The organism is Nocardioides albertanoniae (assembly GCF_006716315.1).
Classification (GTDB): domain Bacteria; phylum Actinomycetota; class Actinomycetes; order Propionibacteriales; family Nocardioidaceae; genus Nocardioides; species Nocardioides albertanoniae.
Genome location: NZ_VFOV01000001.1, coordinates 3,094,323 through 3,116,083, shown reverse-complemented (window position 1 = coordinate 3,116,083; position 21,761 = coordinate 3,094,323). Strand labels below are relative to the sequence as shown.

Sequence of the window (21,761 nt, the reverse complement as noted above, 5' to 3'; positions counted from 1 at the left end):
GTCAGGATGTCACGTCGGACCAGGTTCGGGGTCGCGCGGGTGGGTTCTGATCGCCCCCACCCGCGCGGCCTCAGCCGGCGGAGGCCGGGAACAGGTTGGCGACCGGGCCCGAGACGGCGTCGATCGGCTGCTCGAGCGGCACCCCGGAGCCGTCACGGCGCGGGTCGATGTCGGGCAGGTCGATCGGGGCGCCGGAGGCGGCAGCGGCGAGCGCGGGCGCGGCCCCGACCCAGGCGAAGGCCAGGGAGTCCTCGCCCTTGAGGTAGCGATGGGCGCGTACGCCGCCGGTGGCCCGGCCCTTGGCCGGGAACTCGCTGAACGGCGTGGTCTTCACCGAGCCGGTCTCGGTGCCGGGCAGGGCGGAGGACGACCCGGCCACGGTGACCACACAGGCACCTTCGGGATGCTCGGCGGAGATCGCACCGAAGAAGACGACCCGGGAGCCGTGGGCCATCCGCACGCCCGCCACACCGCCGGCGCTGCGGCCCTGCGGACGGACGCCGTCGGCGGGGAAGTGGAGCAGCTGGGCGTCGGAGGTGACGAAGACCAGCGACTCCTCGCCGGTGCGCAGCTGGGTGGCGCCGACGACCTCGTCGCCGTCGGCGAGCTTGATGATCTCCCACTCGTCCTTGTTGAGCAGCACCTCGGGGTTGACCCGCTTGACGACACCGAGCTTGGTGCCGAGCGCGATGCCGGGGCCCTCGGTGGCCAGCGTGGTCAGCGCCAGCGCGCGCTCGTCGGACTCCAGCGAGAGCAGCGCGGACAGCGGCAGCCCACCGGACAGGTTGGGGTCACCGGCCGTCGGAGGCATCGCGGGCAGGTCGAGCACACCGAGGCGTACGAGGCGCCCGCGGGAGGTCAGCACGCCGATCTGTCCGCGCGCGGTCGCCGGCACCACCGAGGTGACGACGTCGTGGTTGGCGCGGCCGCCGCCGGAGGCCACGTGGCCCGTGAAGGCGGTCTCGTAGGGCGCCGCGTCGCTCGAGCGGGCGAGCAGCCCGGTCGAGGAGAGCAGCGCGAAGCACGGGTCGTCGGCGACCTCGAGGCTCATCGACTCCAGCGCCGGGGAGCCGGCGGAGGCGAGCAGCACGGTGCGCCGCGGGGTGCCGAACGTCTTGGCGACCTCGCCGAGCTCGTCGGAGACGACCTTGCGGAGCAGGTCGTCGTCGTTGAGGATCGAGTCGAGGTAGTCGATGGTGGCGCGCAGGTCGTCGCGCTCCTTCTCCAGCTCGATCTTGGAGAACTTCGTCAGCCGGCGCAGCGCCATGTCGAGGATGTACTCCGCCTGCGCCTGGCTCAGGTCGAAGACGGTCATCAGCCGCTCCTTGGCCTCGCCGGCGTTCTCCGAGGAGCGGATCAGCTGGATGACCTCGTCGATGTCGAGGATCGCGATCAGCAGACCGTCGACCAGGTGCAGCCGGTCGGCGGCCTTGTCGCGGCGGAACTGCGAGCGGCGCCGCACGACGTCGTAGCGGTGGCCGAGGAAGACCTCGAGCAGCTCCTTGAGGCCGAGAGTGCGCGGCTGGCCGTCGACGAGCGCGACGTTGTTGATGCCGAAGGAGTCCTCCAGCGGGGTCATCTTGTAGAGCTGCTCGAGCACCGCCTCGGGCACGAAGCCGTTCTTGATCTCGATGACCAGGCGGGTGCCGTGCTCACGGTCGGTGAGGTCCTTGAGGTCGGCGATGCCCTGGATCTTCTTCGACTGCACCAGCACCTTGACGCGCTCGATGATCTTCTCGGTGCCGATGTTGAACGGCAGCTCGGTGATCACGATGCCCTTGCGGCGCCCGAACGGCTCGATCCGCGTGGTGGCGCGGATCTTGAAGGAGCCCCGGCCCGTCTCGTACGCATCCCTGATCCCGTCGAGCCCGACGATGGTGCCGCCGGTGGGCAGGTCGGGCCCCGGGATGAACTTCATCAGGGTGTCGAGCTCGGCGCCGGGGTGCTTGATCAGGTGGCGCGCGGCGGAGACGACCTCGACCAGGTTGTGCGGGGCCATGTTGGTGGCCATGCCGACCGCGATGCCGGTGGCACCGTTGACCAGCAGGTTGGGGATCGCCGCGGGGAGCACGCTCGGCTCCATCTCCCGCGAGTCGTAGTTGGGGCGGAAGTCGACGGTGTCTTCCTTGATGTCCTCGGTCATCGCCTGCGCGGCCAGACCCATCCGGGCCTCGGTGTAACGCATCGCGGCAGCGGGGTCGTCGCCACCGGGGGAGCCGAAGTTGCCGTGCCCGTCGATCATCGGCAGCCGCATCGCCCACGGCTGCGCCATCCGCACCAGGGCGTCGTAGATCGCGCCGTCACCGTGCGGGTGCAGCTTGCCCATCACCTCACCGACGATGCGCGCACACTTCACGTGACCGCGGTCGGGGCGTACGCCCATGTCGTTCATCGTGTAGAGGATCCGGCGCTGCACGGGCTTGAGGCCGTCGCGGGCGTCGGGCAGCGCCCGCGAGTAGATGACGGAGTAGGAGTACTCCAGGAACGAGGATCGCATCTCGTCACCGATGTCGGTGTCGAGGATGTGCTCCTCGAAGTCGTCCGGGACGTCCTGCTTCGTCTTTCCGCGTGCCATAAGGCGCATTGTCTCGAATCCTTGTGCGAGTCTCACACCGGGCTCGCCGGTTGGGGCGAAGTCGGGACAGGTCGGTGCCGCGTACGGAATAGTCCTGGAGCGCCCCGACAGGAGGTACGCGGTGAGCACATCCCCCACAGAAGGCTGTCCCTTCGCGCTCGACCCGATGGTCGCCGACCGCGCCGGCGAGACCGCCCGGCTGCGCACGGAAGGGCCGGTGGTCCGGATCGAGCTGCTCGGTGTGCCGGCCTGGACGGTCAGCGATCATCAGGTCGCGCGGCGACTGCTCGTCGACCCCCGGCTGGTCAAGGACATCGACGCCTGGAGCCGGTGGACCTCGGGCGAGGTGACCCGGGAATGGCCGCTGATCAGCATGGTCGACACCGGACGGTCGATGTTCACCGTCGACGGCGCCGAGCACCGGAGGCTCCGGATCAAGACCAGCCGTGCGCTCAGCCCGCGACGGCTGGGTGCGCTGCGGCCGCTGATCGAGCGGTTCACCACCGAGCTGCTCGACGATCTCGCCGCTGCCGGAGCGGCAGGTGAGGTGGTGGACCTGAAGGAGGTGTTCGCCTACCCGCTGCCGATGCGGGTGGTCAGCGAGCTGATGGGCGTCGACCGCGCCGACCATCCGTGGCAGCTCGCGCAGTGGAGGAAGTTCTTCTCCCTCACCACTCCTCAGACCGAGCGGCTCGAGGTCATCGAGGAGATCAAGGCCCACTTCACCACGATGGTCAGGCAGCGCACCGTGCACCCCACCGATGACCTGACCAGCGCACTCATGCGCGCCGAGGAGGGCGGTGTGCCGCTGAGCGAGGAAGAGGTCGAGGGCAACCTGCGTTCCCTGGTGGCGGCGGGACACGAGACCACGGTCAGCCTGATCGTCTCGGCCGCACGCGCCCTGCTGACCCACCCCGACCAGCTCACCCGCGTCCTGAGCGGGGAGATCAGCTGGGGCCAGGTGATCGAGGAGACCCTGCGCTGGGACGGCCCGGTCAGCCACCTGCTGATGCGGTTCGCCACCGAGGACATCGCGGTGGGGGAGACGCTCATCGAGAAGGGCGAGGGCGTGGTGATCTCCTACCGCGCGATCGGCCGCGACCTCACCGTCCACGGCGAGGACGCCGACGAGTTCGACGCCGCCCGCGCGACCGCCGCCCGCAACATCTCCTTCGGCCACGGCCCCCACATCTGTCCTGGCGCCGCCCTCGCCCGCCTCGAGGCCGCCATCGCGCTGCCTGCCCTATTCGCGAGGTTTCCCGACATCAGTCTCGCCGTGCCCGACGCCGACCTGCACCATCTCCCGGTCCTCACCCAGAACGACCTGGCCGCTCTCCCGGTCCGGCTCGGCACGTAGGTCTTCCCTAGGCCGCACATCCGCGTACATTGGTGATGTAGAACAAACCGTCCAGGAGTCACCGATTCAACGCACATGGAGGTGCTTGAAGATGGCTGTCACCCAGATCGAGCTCGACGCCGAGCTGCTCGCGGAGGTCCAGCGGATCTCCGGCGCCACGACGACCCAGGAGGCGGTCGACTTCGCCATCCGCGAGCTCGTCATCCGCAACCACGAGGGCGACGCTCCCCGGCACGCGCAGAAGCTGGCGCGCACCTGGGACTACGACGGCTGGCAGGTGCTCAACAAGCGTGACCGCGCCAACGTCGTTCACCATTGACGGGCGGCTGCTGCGCGCGGGGGCTGGTGTCTCCGGCTAGATTTCTCTCGTGACCGCGCAGCAGACCCCTCCGTACCCCTCCCACTGGGAGGCTGACGTCCTGCTGCGCGACGGGCGCACGGCACACATCCGTCCGATCCGTTCGGCCGACAAGGACCTGCTGGTCGACTTCTATGACCATCGGGTCAGCGACGAGTCGAAGTACTACCGCTTCTTCTCGCCGATGCCGCACCTGTCCGCGAGGGACGTCGCGCGCTTCACCGAGGTCGACCACAAGGACCGGGTCGCGTTCATCCTGACCCTGCGGGGCCGGATGATCGCGGTCGGGCGCTACGACGTGGTGCGGCCGGGCGAGGCCGAGGTCGCCTTCCTCGTCGAGGACGACTACCAGGGCCGGGGGATCGCGCAGATCCTCCTCGAGCACCTCTCCCAGGCCGGGCGTGAGCGCGGGCTCACCAAGTTCACCGCCGACGTGCTTCCCGACAACGCGCGGATGATCCAGACCTTCCGCGACGCCGGCTACAAGGTGGCCAGCGTCTACGAGGACGGGGTCATCGCGCTGCAGTTCGGCATCGACGTGACCGACACCGCGGTCGGCCGGCTCGCCCTGCGCGAGCACGAGGCCGAGGCGGCCTCCATCAACCGGTTCTTCAACCCGCGCTCCGTCGCGGTCATCGGTGCGAGCCGCAGGCAGGAGACGATCGGGCAGGCGCTCGTACGCAACCTGGTGATCGGCGACTTCACCGGCCGGGTCTACATGGTCAACCCCAGCTCGAGCGCGGTCAGCGGCATGCCCGCCTACAAGAGCGTCCAGGACATCCCCGACGACGTCGACGTGGCGATCGTCGCGGTGCCCGCCGACGCCGTGCAGGACGTCGTGCTCGACTGCGCCGCCAAGGGCGTCCACGGGCTCGTGGTCATCTCCAGCGGTTTCGCCGAGACCGGTGAGGAGGGCCGCCAGCGGCAGCGCCGTCTGGTCAACCTGTCGCGCTCCTACGGGCTGCGCCTGATCGGGCCCAACGCGCTGGGTGTGATCAACACCGACCCGCAGGTGCGGATCAACGCCAGCCTCGCCCCGACGATGCCGCCGCGCGGTCGCGCGGGCTTCTTCTGCCAGTCGGGTGCCCTCGGCTCCGCGATCCTGGAGAAGGTCAACAACCGCGGCCTGGGTCTCTCGACCTTCGTCAGCGCCGGCAACCGCGCCGACGTCTCCGGCAACGACCTGCTCCAGTACTGGGAGGAGGACGTCTCGACCGAGGTCGTGATGATGTATCTGGAGTCGATCGGTAACCCGCGCAAGTTCTCCCGCATCGCCCGCCGCGTCTCGCTGCGCAAGCCGATCGTGGCGGTGCGTTCGGGGCGCACCACCCAGGGTGTGCCGATGGGCCACGCCGTGCGCAAGATCAGCGCCCCGCCCGCGGCGGTCGACGCGATGTTCCGCCAGGCCGGCATCGTGCAGGTCGACACCCTCGACGAGATGTTCGACGTCGCCCAGCTGCTCGCTCACCAGCCGCTCCCGCGCGGGCGACGGGTCGCCATCGTCGGCAACTCCGACGCGCTGGGCCTGCTCGCCGCCGACGCCGCTGTCTCGGTGGGGCTCCAGGTCAACAAGCAGGTGCCGCTGCCCACCGAGCCGAGCGCCGAAGACTTCGAGGACGCGCTCGACGCGGCCATCGACGACCCCGAGGTCGACGCGGTGATCTCGGTCTACATCCCGCCGCTCAACGTCTCCGGCGAGGAGATCGCCAACGTGCTCGCCGCGGTGGGGGAGCAGTCCGACAAGCCGCTGGTCACCTCGTTCCTCGGCGCCGAGGGTGTTCCCGAGCTCCTCCGCGTGCCCGACGTCGCCGGCTCCACCGCTGGCCGCGGCTCGGTGCCGTCCTACTCCTCGGTCGAGTCGGCCGTGCGCGCGCTGGCCAAGGTCGTCGAGTACGCCGTGTGGCTGCGCACCGCCGACGGTGACACGCCGTGGCTCGCCGACGAGGAGTGCGACCCGCGCACCGCGCGCAAGATCGTCACCGACGTGCTCGCCGCGCGCCCGACGGGCGGCGACCTGAGTCGCGAAGACCTCACGATGGTGCTGGCCGCCTACGGGATCAAGCTGTGGAACACCCACCGCGTCTCCACGCTCGAGGAGGCGATCTCGGCCGCCGACGACCTCGGCTGGGGTGTCGTGCTGAAGGCCACCGTCGAGAGCGTGCGCGAGCGGCCCGACCAGGCCCACGTCGTACGCAACATCGACGACGTCGAGGAGATGACCGAGGCCTGGGAGGAGATCGCCGGACGGATCCCGCCCGAGACCGGCGGCTTCGCGGTGCAGCGTACGGCGCCGCCCGGCATCCCGGTCGCGGTCCGCTCGATCGAGGACCCGCTGTTCGGGCCGGTGGTCTCCTTCGGCATCGCCGGGCCGATCACCGAGCTGCTCGCCGACCGCGCCTACCGGATCCCGCCGCTCTCCGAGCGCGACGCGGCCTCGATGGTGCGCGAGATCAAGGCGGCGCCGATGCTCTTCGGCTACCGCGGCGGAGACATGGTCGACGTCGACGAGATCGAGCGGCTCGTGCTCAAGGTCGCCCAGCTGCAGAACGACCTGCCCCAGATCTCGTCGCTCGATCTCTCCCTGGTGCTCGTCGGCCTCGAGCGCTCCGCCGTGCTGACCGCCACCGCGCGCGTGGACCTGGTCGCCGATCCGCGCTCCGACTGGTTCGTACGCCGCCTCAACCCGGCCGTCGGCGACACCCTCCCGGGCTAGTCGGCCGAGGGGCGAGCGGCCGATCAGGACAGCCGACCACCGGCGTTCTCGATCAGCTGCGTGAGCACTCGAACGGTCGTCGCGTAGTCGGCGTCGTCGATCCCCTGGTGAAGCATCGCGCGGATGGCCGGCGCGAACTGCTTGAGCCCAGCGAGGGCAGTCTCACCGGTCGGTGTGATCGAGAGGTGATCGCTCTCGTCCCGCTCCAGCCACCCCTTCTCCAGCAGCACCCGCGCTTCGGACTCGAGGTCGTCCTCCTTCCGGAGGTAGGTGCTCATCGCGTCCCGCAGCTCGGCGATCGACATGCCGCGGCCATCGGGTGAGAGGTCGTTCGGCGACAGGTTCCGGAGCAACCAGAACTGTGGCTGCGTGTATCCGCGGTCCTCCTGCTGGCTCCGGATGAAGGCGATGATGGCTTCGTACGCAACGCCTGTCACGTACCCGGCGGGCATCGATGCGCCTGTCGGCGGAGTCTGGGTGCCTGCGTCGGTGTCAGTAGTGGTCATGCGAGAGACGCTAATATCTTAAGTGAACTTGAGGTCAAGGGTTCCGCGGCCGCGTGCCTGCGGGCTGTGGGTAGGCGGCCTGTGACGGGCCGTGGAAGGATGGGGGCATGAGCACCCGCACCGATGATCTCGACCGCGCCGACGACCTGCGCGCCGAGATCGACCGCACCGGCTACTACCCCGAGGTGGTGGCCGACTGTGTCGCCTCCGCGGTCGCGGGCGAGAAGGTGGTCGCCTTCTTCCTGCACCACGAGCCGACCTTCGACCGTGACGAGGTGCGTCGCCACCTCTCCGTGCTGGTGCTGACCCCGTCGCGGCTGATCCTGGCCCACACCGACGAGCACGCGGGTGACGACCTGCTGCCCGAGCCCTACACCTCCACCTCGACCGAGGCCGTACGCATCGACTCGGTGACCTCCGTGGTGGTGACCCGGATGATCGCCAACCCGACCAGCGGCCCGAGCAAGGCCGCCGAAGCGGTCATGACGATCGGCTGGGGCGGCGTCAACCGCGTCGACCTCGAGCCGGCCGGCTGCTCCGACCCCAACTGCGACGCCGACCACGGCTACACCGGCGTGCTCACCCCCGACGACTTCTCGCTGCGTGTCTCGGCCGCCGCTGACGGCCACGACTCGGTCGGCCGCATGCTGGCCTTCGCGGAATCGCTCTCGGCACGCACCCACCGCCGGTAGGACCCGTGGCCGGTTTTCTCGCCCCCGCCTACGGGGAGCGCTCGCTGGGTGATGTCCTGCCGGCCGTGGCGGCCGCCCTGGACGTCTCCCTGGGCACCCCCGACGGCCGACCCGGTCTCGAGCTGCCCTCCGCGGCGGCGTACGTCGTGTTCCTGGTCGACGGGATGGGCACCAACCTGCTGCGCCGCTATGCCCACGCCGCCCCGTTCCTGGCTTCGCTGGCCGAGGAGCAGGCGCCGGGCACGGCCGGTGTGCCGTCGACGACGGCGACCAGCCTGACCTCCTTCGGCACCGGGCTGGCTCCGGGCGGCCACGGGCTGGTCGGCTACACCTCGCGGATCCCCGGCACCGAGCACCTGCTCAACGCGCTGCAGTGGCCCAAGGACGTCGATCCCGTCGAGTGGCAGCCCAACCAGACCGTCTTCCAGCGGCTGGGGGAGGCCGGGGTGCCGGTCACGGTGATCAACAAGCGTGCCTTCGGTGGCTCCGGGCTCACCGTGGCGGCCCATCGGGGTGCCGAGTTCGTCGGCGCCGACCGGGTGGGGGAGCGGATCGCGTCGGCGGTGGCGCTCTCGAAGGTGCCGGGGTCGCTGACCTACCTCTACGACGGCGACCTCGACTGGACCGGCCACCGCTACGGCGTCGCCTCCTCGCCCTGGCTGCAGCAGCTCTCGATGATCGATGCCGAGGCCGAGCAGCTGCGCGACGCGCTCGACCCGTCGGTGCGCCTGCTGGTGCTCGCCGACCACGGCATGGTCGACTCGCCCTACGAGGCGCGCACCGACATCGACGACTTCCCCGAGCTCGGCGACGGCGTCGCGCTGGTCGGGGGAGAGGCCCGCTTCCGCCACCTCTACTGCTCCCGCGGAGCGGTCGAAGACGTGGTCGCGACCTGGTCGGAGGTGCTCGGCGACAAGGCCGACGTGATGAGCCGGGAGTCGGCGATCCGCCGTGGCTGGTTCGGCCCGGTCACCCCGTCGGTGCTGCCGCGTCTGGGCGACGTCGTCGTCGCCTCCCACGGCGAGCATGCGGTCGTCTCCACGCACCTGTTCCACTACGAGACGACGCTGGTGGGGCTGCACGGGTCGCTGACACCCGACGAGATGCTGATCCCGCTGCTGATCTCGTGACCCCTCAGGCCATAGGATCCTCCGCGTGGCTGAGCTGACCTTCTGGACCGGGACGATGGACGCGGGCAAGTCGACCCTCGCGCTGCAGACCAACCACAACCACGCCGCGCGTGGCCGCATCGGCCGGATCTTCACCGCCCACGACCGCTCCGGCGAGGCCGTGGTCACCTCTCGCCTCGGCCTGACCCACGACGCGATCGAGGTCGCGGACGACTTCGACTTCTGGAGGTACGTCGTCGGTGCGCTGACCCACGGCGCGCGGGTCGACTACCTCATCTGTGACGAGGCGCAGTTCTACACGCCCGACCAGATCCAGGAGCTGGCCAAGATCGTCGACGAGCTGCAGATCGACGTCTTCTGCTTCGGCATCCTCACCGACTTCCGCACCCGGCTGTTCCCGGGCTCGGCTCGTCTCGTCGAGCTCGCCGACCGCACCGAGGTGCTCCAGGTGGAGGCGCTGTGCTGGTGCGGCAAGCGCGCCACCCACAACGCCCGCGTCGAAGACGGCGTCATCGTCACCGAAGGCGACCAGGTGGTCGTCGGCGACACCGACGGTGACTCCGACACAGCCCCCAGCGCCGTCTCCTACGAGGTGCTGTGCCGTCAGCACCACCGCCGCGGCCTGACCGCGGCCCGGGCGAAGTCGGTCTCGCTCTCGCCCGAGCCGCTGCCGTTCGGCTGACCTCGACCGGCGCGGTCAGCCGTTGAGCGACGGCATCTCGGTCGCGGCGTAATTGGTGCCGACGACGGCGCCCTCGGTGTCCAGCTGCACGCCGGGGCGACCGTTCTCGACGACGTACGTCGCCCGGGTGGAGACCGGCGCGCCGCGCCTGGTGACGTAGGGGAGCACCCGGTAGTCGCTGGAGAGCGTCTCGCGGGTCACCGTGACGCGCACGTAGCCGCGTTGGCCGTTGAAGAACTTCAGGTGGTCGTTGGCACGCAGCAGCGCCTCGCCGCCGGTGGTCATGTCGGCGCCGTCTCCGCCGCTGGTCACCGACGTGCCGACGAACTCGCTGCCGACGACCGCCGACTCCGGGTCGTCGTAGTCGGCGAGCAGGTTGGAGGCGTAGTTCTGGTGCCGGTCGCCGGTGACGACGACCAGATTCTCGACGCCGGCGGTGCGGGCGCCCTCCAGGAGCCGGTTGCGGTTGGCGATGTAGCCGTCCCAGGGGTCCATGTAGAGGGTCTTGGCGTCGGTGTCATCGAGGTCGGTCTCGGCCATCGGAGCCTGGTTGGCGAGAACCTGCCAGCGGGCACCCGACTGGCGCCAGCTGCGCTGCAGCCACTTCTCCTGGTGCAGCCCCATCATCGAGCGCGAGGGGTCGTAGATGTCGGGCGTGAGCTCGGGGGAGGAGGGGCGGGAGCCGTCGCCGTAGGCCTGGTCGTCGCGGTACTGCCGGGTGTCGAGCACGTTGAAGTCGACCAGGTCGCCGTAGCGCAGCTGCCGGTAGATCTGCATGTCCGGCCCCTGCGGAAGCGCGCTGGCGCGGAAGGGCAGGTGCTCGTAGTAGGCCTGGAAGCCGGCCGTACGCCGCGGCATCCACAGCTCGCCCGGGGACTGGCTCGACTCCTCCGGGGTCTCGTCGGCCCAGTTGTTCTCGATCTCGTGGTCGTCGGGGGCGACGACGAAGGCGTGCGCCGCGTGGGCGGCGATCAGGTCGGGGTCGCTCTTCCACAGCCCGTACTGCAGCCGGTAGCGCGGCAGGTCCGTCGTCTCGCCGGCGAAGTCGCTCCCGACGGGCACCCCGCGGTCGCCGCCGGTGGCGTCGATGCCGTACTCGTAGTGGTAGTCGCCGAGGTGGAGGACGACGTCGACGTCCTCCTCGGCCAGGTGCTGGTAGGCGGTGAAGAAGCCCGCGTCCCACTTTGCGCAGGAGGCGAAGGCGAAGGTCATCTCGGCCAGCTTCGAGCCGTACGCCGGAGCGGTCCGGGTGTGCCCGGTGGGGCTGACCTCGCCGGCGGCCGAGAAGCGGTACCAGTAGTCGCGGCCGGGCCGCAGGCCCCAGACCTCCGGGTGGACGGAGTGGGCCAGCGCGGCCGTGGCGGTGACGGTGCCCGCCTTGACGACCTTGCGGAAGGCCGGATCCTCGGCGACCTGCCAGCGCACCTTCACGGGCTCGGGGAACATCCCGCCCGAGCCATCGGGGGCGAGCGGCTCGGGGGCGAGCCGGGTCCAGAGCACCACGGAGTTGGGGAGCGGGTCGCCGGAGGCGACGCCCAAGGTGAACGGGTAGCCGGCGACGGAGGGTGTCCTCCGGGTGGTGACCGCGTCGGCGGGGATCGAACCGGTTCCCAGCATCACCGCTGCGGAGACGGTCGAGGCGGTGACGAACGTGCGTCGGCTCAGTGGGGTGGGCAGGAGCATCGGGGCCTCCGAGAAAGGGTGGAAGAGCTGCCTTCCACCACTTCATCGGCGGTGTGTGAACGTCACCCGACCCTTGCCCGACCGGTGACGGACATCGGCCGGTCGGGTCGCCGACGCGACACGGACCGGCCGATGGCCGGTCCGTGAACGGGAGCGCTCGGTTGAGGAACCGGGGCTATTCCTGCTTGCCGCCGCCGAACATGATCTCGTCCCAGCTCGGCACCGAGGCGCGCTTGCGGCGCGACGACGACTTCTTCGCCGGCTTCGGCTCCTCCGGGGCGGGCTCGGGCTGCTCAGGTGCAGCTGCGGCCGGCTCCGTGGTCTCGGGCCCCGCCTCGGGCTCGGCCGGGGCGGGCTGCTGCTTGCCGCTCGGAGCCTCCTCGTCGAGGAACGCCTCGAGCGGGGTGTCGACGGCGGCCGAGGCTCGCTTGGGTGCCTTGGCCGGTCTGGCCGGCTTGGCGGCAGGGGGAGGAGTGGCCGGGCCTGCCGGGGTCGCGGGAGCGGACGCCGCCGGCGGGGCAGCCGGGGCGGGCGCGCTCGGAGCCTGGGGCGCCTTCGCCCGGCGCCGACGAGCGGCCAGCAGGTCGTCGGTGACCGGCTCCGGCTCGGGGGCGGGCGCCTCGAGCCTCTCTCCGGTCAGCCAGCGGGCGTCGTCGTTGTCGAGCTCGACGTAGTTGCCGGGGGCGTCGTAGGTCAGCTCGGCGATCCCGGAGCGGTCGGCGGTCTCGAACTCGCCGGTGAGCTTCCAGCGCCCGTCGGGGCGACGGTAGGAGTCCCAGCTGACCGTCTCGGGGTCGATGTACATGCCCTGGAAGTGGGCCGTGACGGCCTGCCCCAGGGTGCGGGCGGTGCTCGGGGCCTCCTCGCCGGGCTTGCGGCGTACGGATGCCTGCTGGGCACGCTGCGCCATGTGCACGCGCTCGGCGAGGACGGGGCCGGCGAAGGCCAAGATCTTCTCGACCGTGGTGCCGGCGACAGCGGCGACCTCCTCGGCACTCTCGCCCGCGCGGATGCGGGTCTGGATGTCACGGGGCCGCAGGCTGCTGCTCGGTGTCTTGTTCACGGTTTGCTCCGATCGGCGGGTCGACACAGCCTCGAGTGCTGCACGGAGACGGTCGTCGATGTCGGCGGTGTATTCACGCTCGTCGTCGTCCACGAGGAGCATGCGTAGGCCGTCGTCACTGACCGAGATGAGCCGAAGAAGGACGGGTCCAGCCTCGTCCGGTGCCTGCTCCTCGAGCTGGTCCGGATCAAGCGGTAGTCCTTCGGCCGACATCCTCTTCTTTCTGAAAGCGGTTGTGACGACCCTACGCCACAGACATGCATCGTATGGGGTGCGTGCGCGGCGCGCCCGTGCCATTTGGGATTTATGGCACGTACGAGGCCACCATTTCCCGGTGGAACCGACGCTGACGCTCATCACCCTCGACCTGGCCGGGTGCTTCGTCTTCGCGCTCTCCGGCGGTCTGGTGGCCGTGCGCAAGGAGCTCGACATCTTCGGCGTCGTGGTGCTGGCCTGCGTGACCGGGCTCGGTGGCGGGTTCCTGCGCGACATGGCGATCGGGGCCACCCCGGTCGCCGCGCTCTCCGACTGGCGCTACCTGGTGGTGCCGATGTGCGCCGGGCTGCTGACCTTCTTCTTCCATCCCGCGCTGGGTCGTCTGGGGCCGCTGATCAACGTCTTCGACGCGCTCGGCCTGGGGCTCTTCGTCATCGCCGGCGCGCTCAAGGCGCTCGACTACGGGCTCTCGCCGCTGGCCGCCGCGATCATGGGCCTGGCCACCGGTGTCGGCGGCGGTGTGATCCGTGACGTGCTCGCCGGCCTGGTGCCGGTCATCCTGCGGCGCAGCGTCTTCTACGCCATTCCCGGCTTCGCCGGCGCTTCCGTCGTCGCCTTCGGCCTCTACTTCGAGCTGCCGCCGGATGCGGTGATGGCGGCCGCCTTCGTCATCTGCGTCGGTTGGCGCCTGCTGGCGATGTGGCGCCACTGGGAGGCGCCGCTGCCGCGCGGGTCCGCCTCGGTCTGAGGCAGACCCACGCGCAAGGGTGCTTACGTGGAAGGCGCGTACGCCGCGGGGTCAGCGGGTGGGGACGACCCAGATCGGGTTGGTGTAGAACCACAGGTCGCTCCACGGGTCGGCGTCACCGACGACGTCGATGGCTGGGCCTTCCGGGTCGATGCCGGCGCCGAGATAGCCGGCCTGGGAGCGGTGGGCGTCGGTGCCGCGCAGGCGCACGTAGAACGCCTCCTCGACCCTGCCGAGGTCATAGCGCAGCTGGAAGGTGCCGGTGCGGCCCGAGGTGTCGGTCTGCTCGATCACCTTGGTGTTGGGCGCCTTCCAGGTGTCGCGGTCGGAGACGTACGTCGGGTCGACCGCGCCCCGGATCACGTCGACCCGGTTGAGGCTGGGCAGGAACTGCGACCAGTTCGGGACGTCCTGGGCGGTGATGGTGACGGCCAGCGAGATCCTGCTGCCGCGCTTGGCCCTCAGGGTGCCGCCGAGGCTCTCCTGGTGACCGCCGGAGGCGACCACGCGTACGTCGACCGACTTCACCAGCGCGCCGTGGTCGACCCAGATGCGCCCGTCGCGCATGCCCGTCATGACGGCTCGGTAGCTGCGGTCGGCGGCGCCGACGTGGGTGCGGCTGTAGTAGCCGGGCCAGAAGTCGCCGGCGGTGTTGTTGACCGCGTCGCCGTAGACCGGGCCGGCATAGCGGCCGTGCTTGTCGAAGTAGGCCGAGTCCGACCCGTCCGGGCGGCGTGAGGTTTCACCCCAGTTGACGTGGGAGTCGGAGTTGGCGCTGATCGACCACGGCTTGCCCTCGGCGAGCAGCGAGTCCCACAGGCCGCCGACGGTCGAGGTGAACCAGTCGAAGCCGCCCCAGGAGCGGTAGGACTCGGCGGGGTAGCCGGGGAACGAGTTCGGGCCAGGCGCGTTGCCGTAGTAGCCGCGGGCGTTGCCGGCACCGTAGCCCGTCGGTAGGCCGGCGGCCTGGTGCCCGGGCGCGCCCTCCCAGCCGATCGCGATCCGCGGGTCGGCATCGCGCCACGCGCGCACCTCGTGGGGGCTGTCGATGCCGTTGCGGGCAGGGTGGTTGGCGAGGAAGAGCGCGTCCTGCACACGCCGCTTGTCGACCTGCTTGCCCAGCCACTGGATGCCCGCGACCGCGAGCGCCTCGTTCTCCGGGGAGTTGCCGCCGGCTCCCTTCACGGAGCCGTCGTAGCTGTTCTCGAACTGCTTGAGCACCTCCACCTCGTGGGCGCCGGGGGCGACGAACACGGTGCCGTGCTCGGCCGCCGGGATGTTCCACTCCAGGCCCTGGAAGATCAGGGTGTCGCTGAGGATCTTGCGAGCGGCCACGATGTCCGGGTTGACCAGGTCGACGCCGAGCCGGGCGTGGGTCGCGCCACCGTGGTCGGTGATGACGAGCCAGTCCAGGCCGTACGCCGCGCCGTGCTGGGCCTGGTCGATGACCCGGTACATGCCGTCGGAGCTGTGCTGGGTGTGGATGTGATGGTCGCCGGCGAGCCAGTGGCGGATCTTGCCTCCGCCGCCGTTGTTCTTCGCCGTGGCCGCACCTTCGGCCATCGCCGGGGTCACCCCGGTCATGCCCGCCATCCCGGCCGTCACCGCGCCGGCGACGCCGGCCGCGCGGAGCAGGTTGCGCCGGGTGACCTCGGAGGGCCGCAGGTCGTTGTCGGATGCGTCCGAGGAGGCGGCGAGGGTGATCTCGTCGACCTCGTGGGAGTGGGTGTGGCCGTGCTCATGGGCGTGCTCGTGGCCGTGCTCGTGGCCGTGGTCGTGACCATCGGTTCCGTGCGGCCCATGTGAGTGCGTGTGGTGCTCGTGTGACACGTTGTAACCTCCGTGTGAGATGGGGTTCCCGCGTGCCCGAGCAGCGGCGCCATGAGCCAAGCGCCACCGGATGGCCGGCGTACGTCGCAGGGTTGCCCTGCCGGTGAATTCTGCCGAGAAGTCACTTCTGTAGGCCGAGAGGTCACGACCGCTTGCAAGTAAGGCTAGCCTTACTTGTGTGACGACCACTGATCGACGCAGCGACGACGCCGAGACCCTCGCAGATCTTCTCGGAGGGGCCCGTGGCGCGATCGACGCGACCGTCCCGCCGGTGGCCTTCGTGCTCGCCTGGCTGGTCAGCGGTGAGCTCTGGGTGGCGACCGTGGCCTCGTTGGTGCTGGCCGCGGCCATCGCGCTGTGGCAGTGGCGCCAGGGCCGCAAGCCGCGGGCCGTGCTGCTCGGCGTGGCCGGGGTCGCGGTGGCGGCGATGATCGCGCTGCGTACCGGGCGGGCGGAGGACTTCTTCGTGGTGCAGCTCGCCGCCAACGCGGCCAGCGCGCTGGTCTGGGTCGTCAGCATCGCGTTCCGATGGCCGCTGCTCGGCGTGGTCGTCGGGCTGGTGCTGCGCCAGCGCGGCGCCTGGCGGCGCGACCCCGCACTGGCGCGTGGCTACGCGCGGGCGAGCTGGGTCTGGGTCGCTCAGTACGTCGTGAGGGTCGCCGTCTTCGGACCGCTGTGGTGGTCGGGCGACGTGGTCGCCCTTGCGGTCGCGCGGGTCGGCCTCAGCTGGCCGCTGGTCGCGCTGTGCCTGCTGGTGAGCTGGCTGGTGCTGCGCCGCTCGCTGCCGCCCGAGCACCCTGGGGTGCGTCATCCACAGAGCCAGCCTCAGGGCCAGTCTCAGGCGGCCTGACTCCCTGCGCGCAGGGCTTCGCGGAGCAGCTCGAAGAGGCGGCCGGTGGCACGTTGCCGGTCACCGTCCCGGGTCACCAGGGCCAGTCCGGCGCGCACCTCGGCATCGACGATCGGCGTGGTGACCAGGTCGGTCGAACCCTGAGCCATCGACTCGGCCAGCACGCAGACACCCAGGCCGCGTGCGGTCAGTCCGAGCAGCGTCTCGGGGTTGGACGCCGACAGGTCGACCCTCGCCTCGAGCCCGGCCCGCGCACAGGATCGCTCGAACGCGGTGCGGATGCCCGTGCCGGGCGGGATGCAGAGCACGGTCTCCTCGTGGAGGTTGCGCAGCGCTGGTCGGGCACCTGCCAGGCGATGGCCGGGCGGTGTGATCACGGCGAGCCGCTCGTCGCTGACCGTGAGGCCGGCCAGGCCCTCGAGCACCGGGCCCGAGCGGGAGATCAGGGCCAGGTCGAGCTCGCCGGCCAGCGTACGTCGCTGGAGCCGGTCCGAGGTGTCCTCGGCGAGCTCGACGGTGACGCCGGGGTGGGAGGTGTGGAAGGTCGCGACGGCGTCGAGGAAGCCGGAGATCGTGCAGCCGGCGATCACCCCGAGGCGTACGTGGCCGTGCACCAGGTCGCTCAGCTCGTCGGCGCTCTGGCGCACGTCCTCGATGGCGCGGATCGCCTCGCGGGCGCGGGGGAGGAGCCTCTCGCCGGCGTGGGTGAGCCGTACGTTGCGGGGGCCTCGCACGAGCAGCTCGTGGCCGAGCTCGCGCTCGAGCTTGGCCAGCTGGGCGCTGATGCCCGACTGGCTGACGTGGAGGTGTTGGGCCGCGGCGGTGAACGAGCCGTGGTCGACGACCGAGACGAAGTAGCGGAGCTGACCGATTTCCATCGTTCTCGATGCTAGCAACCATCAGAACTATCTGTTTGAGTGTTCGGTGCTCTGAGGTCAGGCTGTCTGTTGAGAGCCCAGACCGATCCAAGGAGACCCCATGAACGCAGCCGACCTCGCCGAGGCCTACTTCACCGCCTGGCAGGAGCGCGACTTCACCCGCCTGCGCACGCTCGTCGCCGATGACGTGACCTTCGCCGGCCCGCTCGCCGTCATCGACGGGGCTGAGGAGTGCGTCGCCGGTCTGGAGGGCATGGCGAAGGTGCTCGACCGGATCGAGGTGAGGGAGCGGCTGGCTTCGGAGTCGAGCGTGATCACCTGGTTCGACTTGCACACGACCGTTGCCGAGCCTGCGCCCACGGCCAACTGGATGCGCGTCGAAGGCGGTGTGATCAGCGAGATCCGGGTCGCCTTCGACCCGCGCGGGATCCTCGGGTCCTAGACCGTGCTGGGCGCGGGCCGCGGGGTGCGCGTCGTCTCGCGGATGACGTCGGCCACCAGGTCGGGGTCGTCGCTCATCGGCATGTGGCCGCAGCCGGGCAGCCACCGGTGCGTCGCGTGCGGCACCCGCCGCCGCGCCTCGATCGCCTGGTAGGGCAGCAGCGTGAGGTCGCGGGTGGCCCAGGCGATGGTGGTGGGTACGTCGGGGTTGATCGCACCGGGATAGCGGTAGGCGGCGCTGAAGAACGTCCGGATCGCCTTCCGGGAAGCGACCATGTTGGCGGTGTCGTCGGCTGCCGCGTCGGGGTCGAGCCGATCCGGATGGGCGGCCACCCAGGCGAACGCGAGCGTGCGCGCGATGTCGTTGTGGAGCACGGTGCCCGCCACCGGAGCCAGCGGCCTGGCCATGGCCTGGACGCCGGCGAACAGGCCACGGATGTAGAGATAGTCGGCCTTGCCCAGCCAGAATCCCGCCGGGGAGAGTGCGGTCACCGACCGCGCGTGCCCCGCGTCGGCCATCTCGAGGGCGAGCAGTCCGCCCAGGCTGTTGCCGACGACGTGCGGCTGCTCGATGCGCAGCTCGACCCGGAGCGCGTTCAGCTCATCGGTCACAGCCTCCCGCACCGTACGTCCCTTCAGGTCGAACGACGGCGACTCACCGTGACCCGGCAGGTCGACGGTGACCACGTCGAACTCGTCAGCCAGGCGCGCGACGATGGGGTCCCATGCCTGCCGGCGGTGTGCGATGCCATGGATCAGGAGCAGCGGCTCGCCGCTACCGGTGCGTTCGTAGGCGAGCATCCTGGCTCCTTCGGTCGACCCTCATGTGTCCTGCTGATGGCCGTGAGCCTACGGTCTGACGAGTCCCGAATGTGGGTCCGACGGACGGGTGCGCTAATGTTTGACCCGCAACGCGTGATTGGCGCAGCGGTAGCGCACCTCGTTCACACCGAGGGGGTCACTGGTTCGAACCCAGTATCACGCACCATCCCGAAAACCCCGTCTGACCAGGTTGTTTATGGTTCGGCGGGGTTCTTTCATGTCCTCGGGTTCCACCTCGGTGTGGCAGCCAGCCAGGTCACTGAGTCATCCACTACGAGCGCCGCCATCAGATTCGGGACGGTTCATCGGAGCATCCCGCCCAGCTCGATGGCCGTCATGGCAATGATCGCGACGGAGAGGAAGGCGGTCGCCCGGCCGCTCTGTCGTTCTGCGACATCGTCGGTCGTTCTGGACTCGATGGGGCGCCGTCGGCGCCTACTGGCTGCAAAGACCCAGAGGCTGAGTACGGAGGCGGCGGCGAGCACGACCACGCCTGCCACACCGGTCCGGTCGAAGGAGAGTCGGGCGAGCACGGCCGCGGCGGTTGCGACCGAGAGTGACGTGCGCTGCCAGGCCAGCTCGGTCCGCTCGGCGGCCGCGCCACGGTCGACCGGTGCTGACGGCGGACGGCCGAAGCCGCCAGGCCTGCTCGGAGGGTCGCCGCTCACTGGACCGCGGCGGCGACGATGAGACCGGCCAGCAGGAGCGCAATGGTGAGGAGCGCGCCGTACCCGAACGCAGGCAGCGGCCGACGGTGTCGCATTGCGCGTTCGGCACGACTCCAGCGAATCCAGGCTGCGGCTGCGCTCGCCATGCTGAGCAGGACGAGTGTCAGAGCGAGCAGGCGTTGTGCGTCGGGGTGGATGGAGAGGTCCACGGCGTCGACGGCCACCCCGGCTGCGAGCAGCGCGAGCGCCGTACGGACCCAGGCGAGGAAGGTCCGTTCGTTGGCGAAGCTGAACCGGTAGTCCGGCTCGTCCCCGGCCTCATAGACGAACGACGGCCATCGACGCCGGCTCACCTATGCTCCCCACGGCACAGCGACTGCGTCATTCCGACTCCCGTCCGCTGTGCCAGTTGCCGTGGAGTCGTTGGTAGGCCGACTCGATCACGTTGTCGGCGTCGACCGCTGCGTCGAGCAGCGGCATACCTCTCGCCGTTCGTTCGCCGACGGCCCGGTGCCAGTGCTCCAGGTTGCCGATACTCAGGTCGAGGAACGCCTGGGTCTGTGGGGTCAGCGGCGACGTCGGGGTGATGGCGTAGATGTCGCGTGCGGGCGCAGGGTCGAGCATCCGCAGCGTGGCGCCGCGACGCCGGGCCTCCATCGCTTGACGCATGGGCAGCAGCGCCGCTCCGGCGCCGGCCGCCAGCAGCGGCAGCAGGTCTCCGGACTCGCTGATGTCGACGACGATGTCCGGCTCTATCCCGTGCGTGTCCCGGATCGTAGCGAGGTATCTCTGGCCGAAGCCACGATCGACGACGAACGGTAGACCGGCGAGCATCTCGACCGGGACCGGGTCGGGGAGGTCGTCGCCCCATCCCAGCGGCAGGGCGAGCAAGATCTCGCCCTGCCCGATGTGGCGGCACTCGATGCCTTGGCGCGATATGGGGCCGACGGTGTAGGCCAGCTCGGCGGCACCCGACCGGATCAGCGTCGCGATCTCGTCTGTGTCGCCGTCGTGCTGGGTCAGGCGCAGTGCGATCTTGGGGTGCTTACGACGGAAGTCGCCGACCCAGGCGGCGAGGAAGCTCGAGGTCAGGGAGGCCGAGATCGCGAGGTCCACCCGGCCGCCCTCCAAGCCGCGGTAGCCCGCCGCCACGCTGCGGGCGTTCGCCATGTCGCGCAGCACCTGCCGCGCCGGGCCGACAAATGCTTCGCCTGCAGGGGAGAGCACGAGCCCTCTCCCGACCCTCCGGAACAGATCAATGCCGAGATCGGCCTCCAAGCGGCGAATGATCTGGGAGAGCGACGGCTGGGCGAGATAGAGCGCGGAGGCCGCGCGCGTGATCCCGCCGTGGTCGACCACCGCCAGGAAGCACTCGAGCTCGCGGAGGTTCATGCCGCGGCCGGGCAGGCCGCTCTCGCGCTCGCTCATCGGCTCGCGACCGACTCTTGGTCGGCGCCGACGGTGGGCACCTGGAGGTCTGGCCGGACCTCGACGCCTTCAAGGGTGAACGGAAGGAACGGTACGTCGAAGCTTCGGCCGTCTGTGTCTCGTCCGGTGGTCAATATTCCGCTCATGAGCACGTCGGGGGCGGCCGCCACCTCCGAGAAGCGGCGTACAGCTGCTGCGACGAGCCCGAGGCTTCCGAGCTCCGCCACGCACCGCTCCGTGGGCAGGTGCTGGAGCACGGAGCCGATCTCGCTGAGCAGCTCTCGGCGGTGTGCGACGCGGGCGGGGTTGTCGGCGAACCGTGGGTCCTGGAGCATCCATGGCTTGCCCAGGAAGTGGCACAGCCGGGTGAAGTGCTCGACGGTGTAGGCCGAAAGGACGATCTGTCCGTCCGCGGTGGTGACGAGGTCGGCTGCGGGCGCCACGGTCGCCTGCCCGTTGCCCTTACGGCGGGGCTCCTGCCCGGAGGTGTGCCATTCGCCCCACTGGGCCGACTGCATGTGGATCGCCACGTCGAGGAGCGACACGTCCGCGACCGAGCCGTGACCTGTGCGCTCCCGCCTGAACAGCGCCGCCAGGACGGCCTGGACGACCGCATAGCTTGCTCCCACATCGGCGATCGGCATGCCGACACGTTGCGGATCGCCGTCCTGCTCACCGGTGACCGACATCAGGCCGCTCTCGGCCTGCGCGGCGATGTCGAGCCCGGCCCGACGGGCAGAGGGCCCGCGGCGGCTGAAACCGGAGACCGACACATAGACCAGGCGCGGGTTCAGCCCTGTGACGACCTCGGCTCCGAGCCCGAGGCCATCCATCGCCCCGGCGCGCATGTTCTGCACCAACACGTCGGCGGAGCCGAGCAGGTCGAGAGCGATCCGACGCTGATCGTCGTCCTTGAGGTCGAGCGCAACCGACCGCTTGCCGCGGTTGTAGGCGCAGACGATGCCATCGCCGTACGCTCCGATCGACCTGGCTTGGTCGCCTGCCGGCGGCTCCACCTTGATGACGTCGGCGCCCAGGTCGGCCAATATCTGAGTCGCGGCCGGTGCAGCGATGTAGTGCCCGAACTCGACTATGCGAATGCCCTCGAGCGGTGCCTGCAT

At 70.3% G+C, this 21,761-nt stretch carries 20 protein-coding genes and 1 tRNA gene; 10 read left to right on the top strand and 11 right to left on the bottom strand.

Annotation, left to right across the window (positions count from 1 at the left end):
• Positions 1-70: 70 nt before the first annotated feature.
• Complete coding sequence (locus tag FB381_RS15015; RefSeq protein ID WP_141781032.1) at positions 71-2,575, bottom strand: DNA gyrase/topoisomerase IV subunit A; 2,505 nt, start codon at positions 2,573-2,575, stop codon at positions 71-73.
• A 121-nt stretch (positions 2,576-2,696) separates the two neighbouring features.
• Between FB381_RS15015 and FB381_RS15010 the strand changes: the two genes are divergently transcribed.
• The 3 genes from FB381_RS15010 (at position 2,697) to FB381_RS15000 (ending at position 7,003) form a co-directional block, all read left to right on the top strand.
• A complete protein-coding gene (locus tag FB381_RS15010) occupies positions 2,697-3,932 on the top strand; it encodes a cytochrome P450 family protein (RefSeq protein WP_211352445.1) in 1,236 nt (411 codons plus the stop codon).
• Positions 3,933-4,023: 91 nt separating this feature from the next.
• Positions 4,024-4,251 carry a type II toxin-antitoxin system VapB family antitoxin gene (locus FB381_RS15005; protein ID WP_141781031.1) on the top strand — a complete coding sequence of 76 codons (228 nt, stop codon included), beginning with the start codon at positions 4,024-4,026 and terminating at the stop codon, positions 4,249-4,251.
• Positions 4,252-4,300: 49 nt separating this feature from the next.
• A complete protein-coding gene (locus FB381_RS15000; protein WP_141781030.1) occupies positions 4,301-7,003 on the top strand; it encodes a bifunctional acetate--CoA ligase family protein/GNAT family N-acetyltransferase in 2,703 nt (900 codons plus the stop codon).
• Between the two features lie 23 nt (positions 7,004-7,026).
• On the opposite strand, the gene FB381_RS14995 is transcribed toward FB381_RS15000, so the two are convergent.
• Positions 7,027-7,509 carry a MarR family winged helix-turn-helix transcriptional regulator gene (locus FB381_RS14995; RefSeq protein WP_141781029.1) on the bottom strand — a complete coding sequence of 161 codons (483 nt, stop codon included), beginning with the start codon at positions 7,507-7,509 and terminating at the stop codon, positions 7,027-7,029.
• A gap of 107 nt (positions 7,510-7,616) precedes the next feature.
• Between FB381_RS14995 and FB381_RS14990 the strand changes: the two genes are divergently transcribed.
• Genes FB381_RS14990 through FB381_RS14980 form a run of 3 tightly spaced genes read left to right on the top strand, consistent with a single transcriptional unit; the run spans position 7,617 to position 10,013 of the window.
• Positions 7,617-8,201, top strand: coding sequence for a DUF5998 family protein (locus tag FB381_RS14990; RefSeq protein ID WP_141781028.1), 585 nt, complete (start codon positions 7,617-7,619; stop codon positions 8,199-8,201).
• Positions 8,202-8,206: 5 nt separating this feature from the next.
• Positions 8,207-9,331 (top strand): alkaline phosphatase family protein, encoded by a 1,125-nt coding sequence (locus tag FB381_RS14985; RefSeq protein WP_141781027.1) that lies wholly within the window; start codon positions 8,207-8,209, stop codon positions 9,329-9,331.
• A gap of 25 nt (positions 9,332-9,356) precedes the next feature.
• Complete coding sequence (locus FB381_RS14980) at positions 9,357-10,013, top strand: thymidine kinase (RefSeq protein WP_141781026.1); 657 nt, start codon at positions 9,357-9,359, stop codon at positions 10,011-10,013.
• A gap of 15 nt (positions 10,014-10,028) precedes the next feature.
• Here the strand turns inward: FB381_RS14980 and FB381_RS14975 are convergent, their stop codons facing one another.
• A complete protein-coding gene (locus FB381_RS14975; RefSeq protein ID WP_141781025.1) occupies positions 10,029-11,696 on the bottom strand; it encodes an alkaline phosphatase D family protein in 1,668 nt (555 codons plus the stop codon).
• A gap of 175 nt (positions 11,697-11,871) precedes the next feature.
• On the bottom strand, positions 11,872-12,972 hold the full coding sequence (gene sepH, locus FB381_RS14970; protein ID WP_281285048.1) for a septation protein SepH: 1,101 nt from the start codon (positions 12,970-12,972) through the stop codon (positions 11,872-11,874).
• A gap of 121 nt (positions 12,973-13,093) precedes the next feature.
• On the opposite strand from sepH, the gene FB381_RS14965 reads away from it, so the two are divergent.
• A complete protein-coding gene (locus tag FB381_RS14965) occupies positions 13,094-13,723 on the top strand; it encodes a trimeric intracellular cation channel family protein (protein ID WP_141781023.1) in 630 nt (209 codons plus the stop codon).
• A 51-nt stretch (positions 13,724-13,774) separates the two neighbouring features.
• Here the strand turns inward: FB381_RS14965 and FB381_RS14960 are convergent, their stop codons facing one another.
• Positions 13,775-15,553 (bottom strand): CehA/McbA family metallohydrolase domain-containing protein, encoded by a 1,779-nt coding sequence (locus FB381_RS14960; RefSeq protein ID WP_141781022.1) that lies wholly within the window; start codon positions 15,551-15,553, stop codon positions 13,775-13,777.
• Between the two features lie 178 nt (positions 15,554-15,731).
• Between FB381_RS14960 and FB381_RS14955 the strand changes: the two genes are divergently transcribed.
• Entirely contained in the window at positions 15,732-16,403 is a 672-nt protein-coding gene (locus tag FB381_RS14955) for a DUF3159 domain-containing protein (RefSeq protein ID WP_141781021.1), read from the top strand.
• Here FB381_RS14955 and FB381_RS14950 read toward each other — a convergent pair.
• Positions 16,391-17,281, bottom strand: a complete 891-nt coding sequence (locus FB381_RS14950) for a LysR family transcriptional regulator (protein WP_141781020.1) — start codon at positions 17,279-17,281, stop codon at positions 16,391-16,393. The two genes, FB381_RS14955 and FB381_RS14950, sit on opposite strands and share 13 nt — an antisense overlap.
• 100 nt (positions 17,282-17,381) lie before the next feature.
• Between FB381_RS14950 and FB381_RS14945 the strand changes: the two genes are divergently transcribed.
• Positions 17,382-17,723: a nuclear transport factor 2 family protein gene (locus FB381_RS14945; protein WP_141781019.1), complete on the top strand. Its 342-nt coding sequence runs from the start codon at positions 17,382-17,384 to the stop codon at positions 17,721-17,723.
• On the opposite strand, the gene FB381_RS14940 is transcribed toward FB381_RS14945, so the two are convergent.
• Positions 17,720-18,523 (bottom strand): alpha/beta fold hydrolase, encoded by an 804-nt coding sequence (locus tag FB381_RS14940; protein ID WP_141781018.1) that lies wholly within the window; start codon positions 18,521-18,523, stop codon positions 17,720-17,722. The genes FB381_RS14945 and FB381_RS14940 overlap by 4 nt on opposite strands.
• Positions 18,524-18,635: 112 nt before the next feature.
• Here FB381_RS14940 and FB381_RS14935 point away from each other — a divergent pair.
• Positions 18,636-18,710 (top strand) — tRNA-Val (locus FB381_RS14935).
• Between the two features lie 136 nt (positions 18,711-18,846).
• Here the strand turns inward: FB381_RS14935 and FB381_RS14930 are convergent.
• From FB381_RS14930 to FB381_RS14915, 4 genes are read right to left on the bottom strand one after another with little or no spacing between them, the layout of a single operon-like run.
• Entirely contained in the window at positions 18,847-19,212 is a 366-nt protein-coding gene (locus tag FB381_RS14930) for a DUF202 domain-containing protein (protein WP_170225168.1), read from the bottom strand.
• Entirely contained in the window at positions 19,209-19,565 is a 357-nt protein-coding gene (locus tag FB381_RS14925; RefSeq protein ID WP_141781016.1) for a YidH family protein, read from the bottom strand. Before FB381_RS14925 ends, FB381_RS14930 begins: the two co-directional genes overlap by 4 nt.
• Before the next feature lie 28 nt (positions 19,566-19,593).
• Positions 19,594-20,640: a LysR family transcriptional regulator gene (locus FB381_RS14920; protein ID WP_141781015.1), complete on the bottom strand. Its 1,047-nt coding sequence runs from the start codon at positions 20,638-20,640 to the stop codon at positions 19,594-19,596.
• Positions 20,637-21,761: a CaiB/BaiF CoA transferase family protein gene (locus FB381_RS14915; protein ID WP_211352444.1), complete on the bottom strand. Its 1,125-nt coding sequence runs from the start codon at positions 21,759-21,761 to the stop codon at positions 20,637-20,639. The genes FB381_RS14920 and FB381_RS14915 overlap by 4 nt, the downstream gene beginning before the upstream one ends.

Bases quoted from the DNA above. Each gene is read 5' to 3' on its own strand.
- FB381_RS15015 (WP_141781032.1), bottom strand. From the start codon at position 2,575: ATGGCACGCGGAAAGACGAAGCAGGACGTCCCGGACGACTTCGAGGAG.
- FB381_RS15005 (WP_141781031.1), top strand. From the start codon at position 4,024: ATGGCTGTCACCCAGATCGAGCTCGACGCCGAGCTGCTCGCGGAGGTC.
- FB381_RS14995 (WP_141781029.1), bottom strand. From the start codon at position 7,509: ATGACCACTACTGACACCGACGCAGGCACCCAGACTCCGCCGACAGGC.
- FB381_RS14990 (WP_141781028.1), top strand. From the start codon at position 7,617: ATGAGCACCCGCACCGATGATCTCGACCGCGCCGACGACCTGCGCGCC.
- FB381_RS14975 (WP_141781025.1), bottom strand. From the start codon at position 11,696: ATGCTCCTGCCCACCCCACTGAGCCGACGCACGTTCGTCACCGCCTCG.
- sepH (WP_281285048.1), bottom strand. From the start codon at position 12,972: ATGTCGGCCGAAGGACTACCGCTTGATCCGGACCAGCTCGAGGAGCAG.
- FB381_RS14950 (WP_141781020.1), bottom strand. From the start codon at position 17,281: ATGGAAATCGGTCAGCTCCGCTACTTCGTCTCGGTCGTCGACCACGGC.
- FB381_RS14945 (WP_141781019.1), top strand. From the start codon at position 17,382: ATGAACGCAGCCGACCTCGCCGAGGCCTACTTCACCGCCTGGCAGGAG.
- FB381_RS14940 (WP_141781018.1), bottom strand. From the start codon at position 18,523: ATGCTCGCCTACGAACGCACCGGTAGCGGCGAGCCGCTGCTCCTGATC.
- FB381_RS14920 (WP_141781015.1), bottom strand. From the start codon at position 20,640: ATGAGCGAGCGCGAGAGCGGCCTGCCCGGCCGCGGCATGAACCTCCGC.
- FB381_RS14915 (WP_211352444.1), bottom strand. From the start codon at position 21,761: ATGCAGGCACCGCTCGAGGGCATTCGCATAGTCGAGTTCGGGCACTAC.